Raw genomic sequence first — 6,578 nt, 5'->3', positions numbered from 1 at the left:
ACCGCCTTCGGCGGTCCCCCTCCCCGCAAGCGGGGAGGATCTTGGGGCAACAACCGGTCGAAAGCCGACATTCCTCGGCCCCGCCCCCACCGCCCCGCTTGCACACCCCCGCGCATCCGCTAAAGACCGCGCATGGATCAAATCGTCATTCGCGGTGGCCAGCGACTCAAGGGCCGTATCCCCATCTCCGGCGCCAAGAATGCCGCCCTGACCTTGCTACCCTGCGCGTTGCTCACCGACGAGCCGCTGACCTTGCGCAACCTGCCGCGCCTCGCCGACGTCGACGGCTTCGGCCACCTGCTCAACCAGCTTGGTTGCTCGACGACGATCGAGGGCTCGCGGCCCGAAGATTTCGGCCGCGTAATGACGGCGCGCGCGACCACCCTGACCTCGACCGTCGCCCCGTATGACATCGTCCGCAAGATGCGCGCGTCGATCCTCGTGCTGGGGCCGTTGCTCGCGCGCGCGGGCGAGGCAACGGTGTCGCTTCCCGGCGGCTGCGCGATCGGCAACCGCCCGATCGACCTGCATCTGAAAGCCCTCGAAGCCTTCGGCGCCGAGATCGAGCTTGCCTCCGGCTATGTAAAGGCCGTCGCGCCCGGCGGACGGCTCAAGGGCGGCAAGTTCACCTTCCCCGTCGTGTCGGTCGGCGCAACCGAAAATGCCGTCATGGCGGCGGTGCTCGCCGACGGCACCTGCGTCCTCGAAAATGCGGCGCGCGAGCCCGAGATCGTCGACCTCTGCAACTGCCTTGTCGCGATGGGCGCGCATATCGACGGCATCGGTACCGAGACGTTGACGATCGAGGGCGTCGACCGCCTCCACGGCGCGACCTACCGCGTGATGGCCGACCGCATCGAGGCGGGCAGCTATGCCTGCGCCGCCGTCATCACGCAGGGCGATGTCGAGCTGGTCGGCGCGAAGGCGGACGAGATGGAAGCCACGCTCACCGCGCTCCGCGAAGCGGGCGCGACGGTCGAGGCGACCAAGGGCGGGATCCGCGTCGCGATGGACGGCCGCGCCGAACCGGTCACGCTGTCGACCGCACCCTACCCCGGCTTCGCGACCGACATGCAGGCGCAGTTCATGGCGATGGCGACGCTCGGCACCGGCGCATCGCTGTTCACCGAGACCATTTTCGAGAACCGCTACATGCATGTTCCGGAGCTGGCGCGCATGGGCTGCGACATCCAGGTCAAGGGCCGCACCGCGATCGTCCGCGGCGTCGATCGTCTGATCGGCGCGCCGGTGATGGCGACCGACCTCCGCGCCTCGATGAGCCTGATCATCGCGGGTCTCGCGGCCGAGGGCCAGACCGAGGTCAACCGCGTCTATCACCTCGACCGCGGCTATGAGCGGCTCGAGGAGAAGCTGCAGGCGGTCGGCGCCGATATCGAACGGATCAGCGCGGGCTAATCCGCGTCGACGGGCACCGACACCATGTTGCCGCTGACTGACGGCCGCTGGGGCCGTTTCGCGACCGCAATCACCAGGCCGATCAACGCCACGACGCCGCCCGCGATCGACAGCGGTGCCCAGCGATAGCCCTCGAACACCGTCGAAAACCCCATCGCGATGATCGGGATCAGCACGCTCGACCACGCGGCCTGCCCCGGCCCGACCGCACGGATGACGTTGAAATAGAGAGGAAAAGTCACCGCGCTGGCAATGATGCCCAGATAGAGTATGCCGCCCAGATAGACGCCCGTCTTCTCGACGACCGGCGGCCCGGTCGTGATCCACGCATAGCTGCCGTCGGCGAGCGCCCCGAAAAGCATCGCCCATGCAATCATCACGACCATCGATTGCGCCCGTGCGATGCCGGTCCCCTGCATCACATTGGCGGTCGACGCGCTCATCACACCGGCCAGCGTCAGCAGCGTCCCCATGATCACCTCGTCCGCCCCCAAAGCCGCGGCGCGATATTCGTGCAGGATCATCAGCGCGACGCCGACGATCGCAATCCCCGCACCGGCAAGGAAGCGGCGTTCGAGCGGCGTCTTCAGAAACAAGCGCCCGAGCAAGGTGTTCGGCACGATCAGCAGCGCGAACAGCACTGCGACCAGCCCCGAGGTGATATGCTGTTCGGCGCGATAGACGAAGTTGAAGTTGAAGGCGAATTGCGCCAGCCCGAGGACCGCGGCAAAGGCCATCGCACGCGGCTCCAGCCACACTGGCTCGCGCCGCATCGCCGCAAAGGCGAACATCGCCGCCCCGGCGACCGCGAAGCGATAGGTCACCGACCAGCTCGGCGGCACGACTCCCAACTGCCCCTTGATCACGATCCACGTCGATCCCCAGATCAATGTGACCAGCGCGAAGGGCAGAAAGACGCGTGGCGAAAGCAGCGTCGTCGGCTGCGCGCTCATAGCCCGGCGATGGCTGCCGCCAGCGGCGCGACCGCAGCGGCATCCTGATCCCAGCTCACGACAAGGCGGATCGCGCCGTCGCCCCAGTCATAGAAATCGAAACCCTGCGCGCGAAGGTCCGCCGCCTCTTCGGCGCTGATCCGCACGAACAGCTCGTTCGCCTCGACCGGATGCATCAGCCGAGGACCGCACGCCGCCGCGAGCGCGGCCGCGCCGGCGTTCGCGGCGCGCGCGTTGGCAAGCCAGAGATCGTCCTTCAGCATCGCGCGGATCTGCGCCGCGACGAAACGGCCCTTGCTCAACAGATGTCCGCCGCGTTTCTTGAGTTCGCGCACCCCTGCGCCGCCGCTGCCGCCGAAGAAGACCAGCGCCTCGGCCATCATCGCGCCATTTTTGGTGAAGCCGAACGACAGCGCATCGACCCCCGCGCGCCAGGTGACGTCGGCGGGCGAGCAGCCGAGGAACGCCACCGCATTGGCGAAGCGCGCACCATCCATGTGCAGCTTCATCCCGCTCGCCCTGGCGACCTCGCTGATCGCGCCGATTTCGCTCGCACGCCAGGCGAGGCCATATTCGGTCGCGTTGGTGATGCTGATCGCGGCGGGCTGAACCTGATGGACGTCTTTGCGGATACCCGCGATCCGTTTCCTCAGCGCCTCGGCATCGATCTTCGCTCCCGCGCCGGGCAGCGTCATCAACTGCGCACCGCCCGAATAGAAAGTCGGAGCGCCGCACTCGTCGACCTCGATATGCGCTTCCTCGTAACAGAGGATACCCTGCCAAGGCCGCACGAAATGCGCCAGGATGATGCTGTTCGCGGCCGTCCCGGTCGCGATCCATACGACCTCGCAGTCGGTTTCGAACAGGTCGGAAAAGGCCGCATCGAGCGACTGGCTGAGCGCATCGCCGTCATAGGCGGTGTCGACATGATTGGCGGCGGCCAGAGCCTCCATCACCGCGGGGTGGACGGTGGCGGCATTGTCGGAAAAGAAGCGGAGCGCGGTCATGCCGCGCCCTTAGCGCAGGAATCGCGATCGCGCTAACGCGTTAATATTTTGGGGCTCGTCCGCCGGATCGAGCGGATCGTCCTCCCACTTCCCGCATTCGACCGTCGCGCCGATGTTCCGCATAAGCGGTGGAGTCGGCCGAGGTGCGCTTTGCCGCGCGGCTCGCAGAAGGATCAGCGGTCGCGTTTCGCCAGCAGCTTCAGGCGCAGCGCGTTCAATTTGATGAAGCCCGCCGCATCCTTCTGGTCATAGGCGCCGGCATCGTCCTCGAAGGTCACATGGCGTTCGCTGTAGAGGCTGTTCGGCGACTTGCGGCCGACGACGCTGGCGTTGCCCTTGTAGAGCTTCAGGCGCACGGTGCCGCTGACCTTTTCCTGGCTGAGGTCGATCGCCGCCTGGAGCATCTCGCGCTCGGGCGCGAACCAGAAGCCGTTGTAGATGAGCTCGGCATATTTCGGCATCAGCTCGTCCTTGAGGTGCGCCGCGCCGCGGTCGAGCGTGATGCTTTCGATGCCGCGGTGGGCACGCGCATAAATTTCGCCGCCCGGGGTCTCGTACATGCCGCGCGACTTCATGCCGACGAAGCGGTTCTCGACAAGGTCGAGACGGCCGATGCCGTGCTTGCGGCCAAGATCGTTGAGCGCGGCCAGCAGCGTCGCGGGCGACATCGCCTGCCCGTTGAGCGCGACGCCGTCACCGCGCTCGAAATCGATCGTGATATATTCGGGCGTGTCGGGCGCATCCTCGGGATTGACGGTGCGCGAATAGACATAATCGGGGGTCTCGTCCCACGGGTTTTCGAGCACTTTGCCCTCCGACGAGGTGTGCAGCAGGTTCGCGTCGGTCGAGAACGGGCTTTCGCCGCGCTTGTCCTTGGGCACCGGAATCTGGTTCTTCTCGGCAAAGTCGATCAGCGCGGTACGGCTGGTCAGGTCCCATTCGCGCCACGGCGCGATCACCTTGATATCGGGGTTGAGCGCATAAGCGCTCAGCTCGAAGCGCACCTGGTCGTTGCCCTTGCCCGTCGCGCCGTGCGCGACCGCGTCGGCGCCGACTTCCTTCGCGATCTCGACCAGCCGCTTCGAAATCAGCGGGCGCGCGATCGAGGTGCCGAGCAGATAATCGCCTTCATAGCGGGCGTTGGCGCGCATCATCGGAAAGACGAAGTCGCGGACGAACTCTTCGCGCAGGTCGTCGATGAAGATATGCTCGGGCCTGATCCCCATCAGCTCGGCCTTGGCGCGCGCGGGCTCCAGCTCCTCGCCCTGCCCGAGGTCGGCGGTGAAGGTCACCACCTCGCAGCCATAGGTGACCTGCAGCCACTTCAGGATCACGCTGGTATCGAGGCCGCCCGAATAGGCGAGGACGACGCGCTTGAAGGACTCGGACATGATGGCACCTTTGGCGAGGGAAAGACGCGGGCGCGGCTAGCAGTACGCCGCCGAAGGCGCAACCGGCTTGGCGGCCGCGGACGAACAGAATAGGCTCTCGCAAAGGGAGAGGAGCAATGGGCAAGACCGAGATCAAGACCAAAGCCACCGAGATCAGCGTAGCCGACTTCATTGCCGCGCTCCCCGACGCGCGGCGCCGCGAAGAGGCGCCGGTCGTCGACGCGATGTACCGCCTCGTGACGGGTCTCGACCCGAAGATGTGGGGGCCGTCGATCATCGGCTATGGCAGCTACGACTATCAATATGACAGCGGCCATTCGGGGACGATGTGCCGCGCCGGCTTTTCGCCGCGTAAGGCCGCGATCACGCTCTATCTGATGGAAGATTACGGCGACCGGCAGGCCGAAGCCGACGCGCTGTTCGCGGCGCTCGGCAAGCACAAGACCAGCAAGGTCTGTCTCTACATCAACAAGCTCGCCGACGTTGATCCGGCGGTTCTCGAACGGCTCGTCGAGTTGAGCTGGGACGTAATGAACGAGCGCTATCCGACGTAGCGCCCTTCCGCCTCGCCCATATAGTCGCGCGTCAGCGGCAGCGCGTGGCGGCTGCGCGCGAATTGTATCTGGTAATTGCCCATGCCGCCGCTTTCGAACGCCGCGGTCGCGCCGGCGAGATAGAAGCACCACATGCGGAAAAAGCGCGCGCCCATCATCGCCACGATCGCGGCCTCGTGCGCCAGCGTGTTGGCGTACCATTGGCGCAGGGTCAGCGCATAATGCAGCCGCAGCGTTTCGATGTCGGTCGCGATCAGCCGACTTTTCTCGCTCGCCGCGAGCGTCTCGCTGAGCGCGGGGATATAACCGCCGGGGAAGATATATTTGCGCGTGAAGGCGTCGGTGGCGCCCGGCTTTCCAAACCGCCCGATCGTGTGGAGCAGCATCACGCCGTCGGCGGTGAGCAGGTTTGCGCAGGCGCGAAAGAAGGTGGCGAAATTTGCCGCGCCGACATGCTCGAACATGCCGACCGAAACGATGCGGTCGAACCCGCCGGTCTCGCGCGCCGCAAGGTCGCGATAATCGATCAACTCGAAGCGAACCCGGTCGGCAACCCCCGCCTCTTCGGCGCGCTGCCGCGCGAGCTCGAGCTGTTCGGTCGACAGGGTGATCCCCAGTATCTCGACCGCTTCCAATTTCGCGAGCGTGATCGCCATCCCGCCCCAGCCGCAGCCGATGTCGAGGATCCGCTGGCCCGGCCGCAGCGCGAGTTTCGCAGCGATATGTGCCTTCTTGGCCTCCTGCGCCTCGTCGAGCGTCATGCCCTCGCGCGGCCAATAGGCGCAGCTATATTGCATGTCGCGGTCGAGGAAGAGGCGGTAGAGATCGTTGCCGATGTCGTAATGATGCGCGACATTCGCGCGCGACTGGCGCTGCCGGTTGATCGAGCCGAGCCGCGTCTTCACCCAGTCGCCCCATTGGCCGAGGCGCGTCTTGTCCTTGAGCTTCGCGCCGCGATCCCATGGCGTGTTCATGCGGAGCAGGCCGATCAGGCCCATGATGTCGCCCTCGGCAATTTCCATTTCGCCGTCCATGAAGGCCTCGCCCGCGCCGAGCCGCGGGTCGAGGATCACGCGCCGCATCGCGCGGCGCGTCGCAAAGCGGACGCTGACTTCGGGAAAGCCCGGCGCGGGCGCGCCGAAGGTCTCGGCCCCGCCGTCGGGGTCGATGACGGTCAGCCTGCCGCGATGGATAACGCGCGAAAGAAACGGGCTGAGTATGGACAAAAGTGCGACCTCATCATCATTGCATCTGCCG

At 66.0% G+C, this 6,578-nt stretch carries 6 protein-coding genes; 2 read left to right on the top strand and 4 right to left on the bottom strand.

Features of this window, described 5'->3' with window-relative positions; all coding sequences use genetic code 11:
• Positions 1-132 precede the first annotated feature (132 nt).
• On the top strand, positions 133-1,416 hold the full coding sequence (murA, locus tag J1N50_RS02050; RefSeq protein ID WP_215349863.1) for a UDP-N-acetylglucosamine 1-carboxyvinyltransferase: 1,284 nt from the start codon (positions 133-135) through the stop codon (positions 1,414-1,416).
• Here the strand turns inward: murA and J1N50_RS02045 are convergent.
• The 3 genes from J1N50_RS02045 to J1N50_RS02035 all read right to left on the bottom strand — a co-directional run bounded on the left by J1N50_RS02045 (position 1,413) and on the right by J1N50_RS02035 (position 4,767).
• The gene (locus tag J1N50_RS02045; RefSeq protein ID WP_215349860.1) at positions 1,413-2,369 is read right to left on the bottom strand and encodes a DMT family transporter; all 957 of its coding nucleotides are present in this window, start codon (positions 2,367-2,369) and stop codon (positions 1,413-1,415) included. The two genes, murA and J1N50_RS02045, sit on opposite strands and share 4 nt — an antisense overlap.
• Positions 2,366-3,376 (bottom strand): threonine aldolase family protein, encoded by a 1,011-nt coding sequence (locus J1N50_RS02040; RefSeq protein ID WP_204993664.1) that lies wholly within the window; start codon positions 3,374-3,376, stop codon positions 2,366-2,368. Before J1N50_RS02040 ends, J1N50_RS02045 begins: the two co-directional genes overlap by 4 nt.
• A 173-nt stretch (positions 3,377-3,549) precedes the next feature.
• A complete protein-coding gene (locus J1N50_RS02035; RefSeq protein WP_215349857.1) occupies positions 3,550-4,767 on the bottom strand; it encodes an argininosuccinate synthase in 1,218 nt (405 codons plus the stop codon).
• A 116-nt stretch (positions 4,768-4,883) separates the two neighbouring features.
• On the opposite strand from J1N50_RS02035, the gene J1N50_RS02030 reads away from it, so the two are divergent.
• Complete coding sequence (locus tag J1N50_RS02030) at positions 4,884-5,321, top strand: DUF1801 domain-containing protein (RefSeq protein ID WP_215349854.1); 438 nt, start codon at positions 4,884-4,886, stop codon at positions 5,319-5,321.
• Here the strand turns inward: J1N50_RS02030 and J1N50_RS02025 are convergent.
• Positions 5,309-6,547, bottom strand: a complete 1,239-nt coding sequence (locus J1N50_RS02025; protein ID WP_215349852.1) for an SAM-dependent methyltransferase — start codon at positions 6,545-6,547, stop codon at positions 5,309-5,311. The two genes, J1N50_RS02030 and J1N50_RS02025, sit on opposite strands and share 13 nt — an antisense overlap.
• Between the last annotated feature and the right edge of the window lie 31 nt (positions 6,548-6,578).

Origin of the sequence: Sphingopyxis soli (genome assembly GCF_018682675.1) — a bacterium.
Lineage (GTDB): Bacteria > Pseudomonadota > Alphaproteobacteria > Sphingomonadales > Sphingomonadaceae > Sphingopyxis > Sphingopyxis soli.
The sequence above is the reverse complement of the archived record's forward strand: the minus strand, read 5'-3'. Positions and strand labels throughout refer to the sequence as shown.

Bases quoted from the DNA above. Each gene is read 5' to 3' on its own strand.
- J1N50_RS02035 (WP_215349857.1), bottom strand. From the start codon at position 4,767: ATGTCCGAGTCCTTCAAGCGCGTCGTCCTCGCCTATTCGGGCGGCCTC.
- murA (WP_215349863.1), top strand. From the start codon at position 133: ATGGATCAAATCGTCATTCGCGGTGGCCAGCGACTCAAGGGCCGTATC.
- J1N50_RS02030 (WP_215349854.1), top strand. From the start codon at position 4,884: ATGGGCAAGACCGAGATCAAGACCAAAGCCACCGAGATCAGCGTAGCC.
- J1N50_RS02045 (WP_215349860.1), bottom strand. From the start codon at position 2,369: ATGAGCGCGCAGCCGACGACGCTGCTTTCGCCACGCGTCTTTCTGCCC.
- J1N50_RS02040 (WP_204993664.1), bottom strand. From the start codon at position 3,376: ATGACCGCGCTCCGCTTCTTTTCCGACAATGCCGCCACCGTCCACCCC.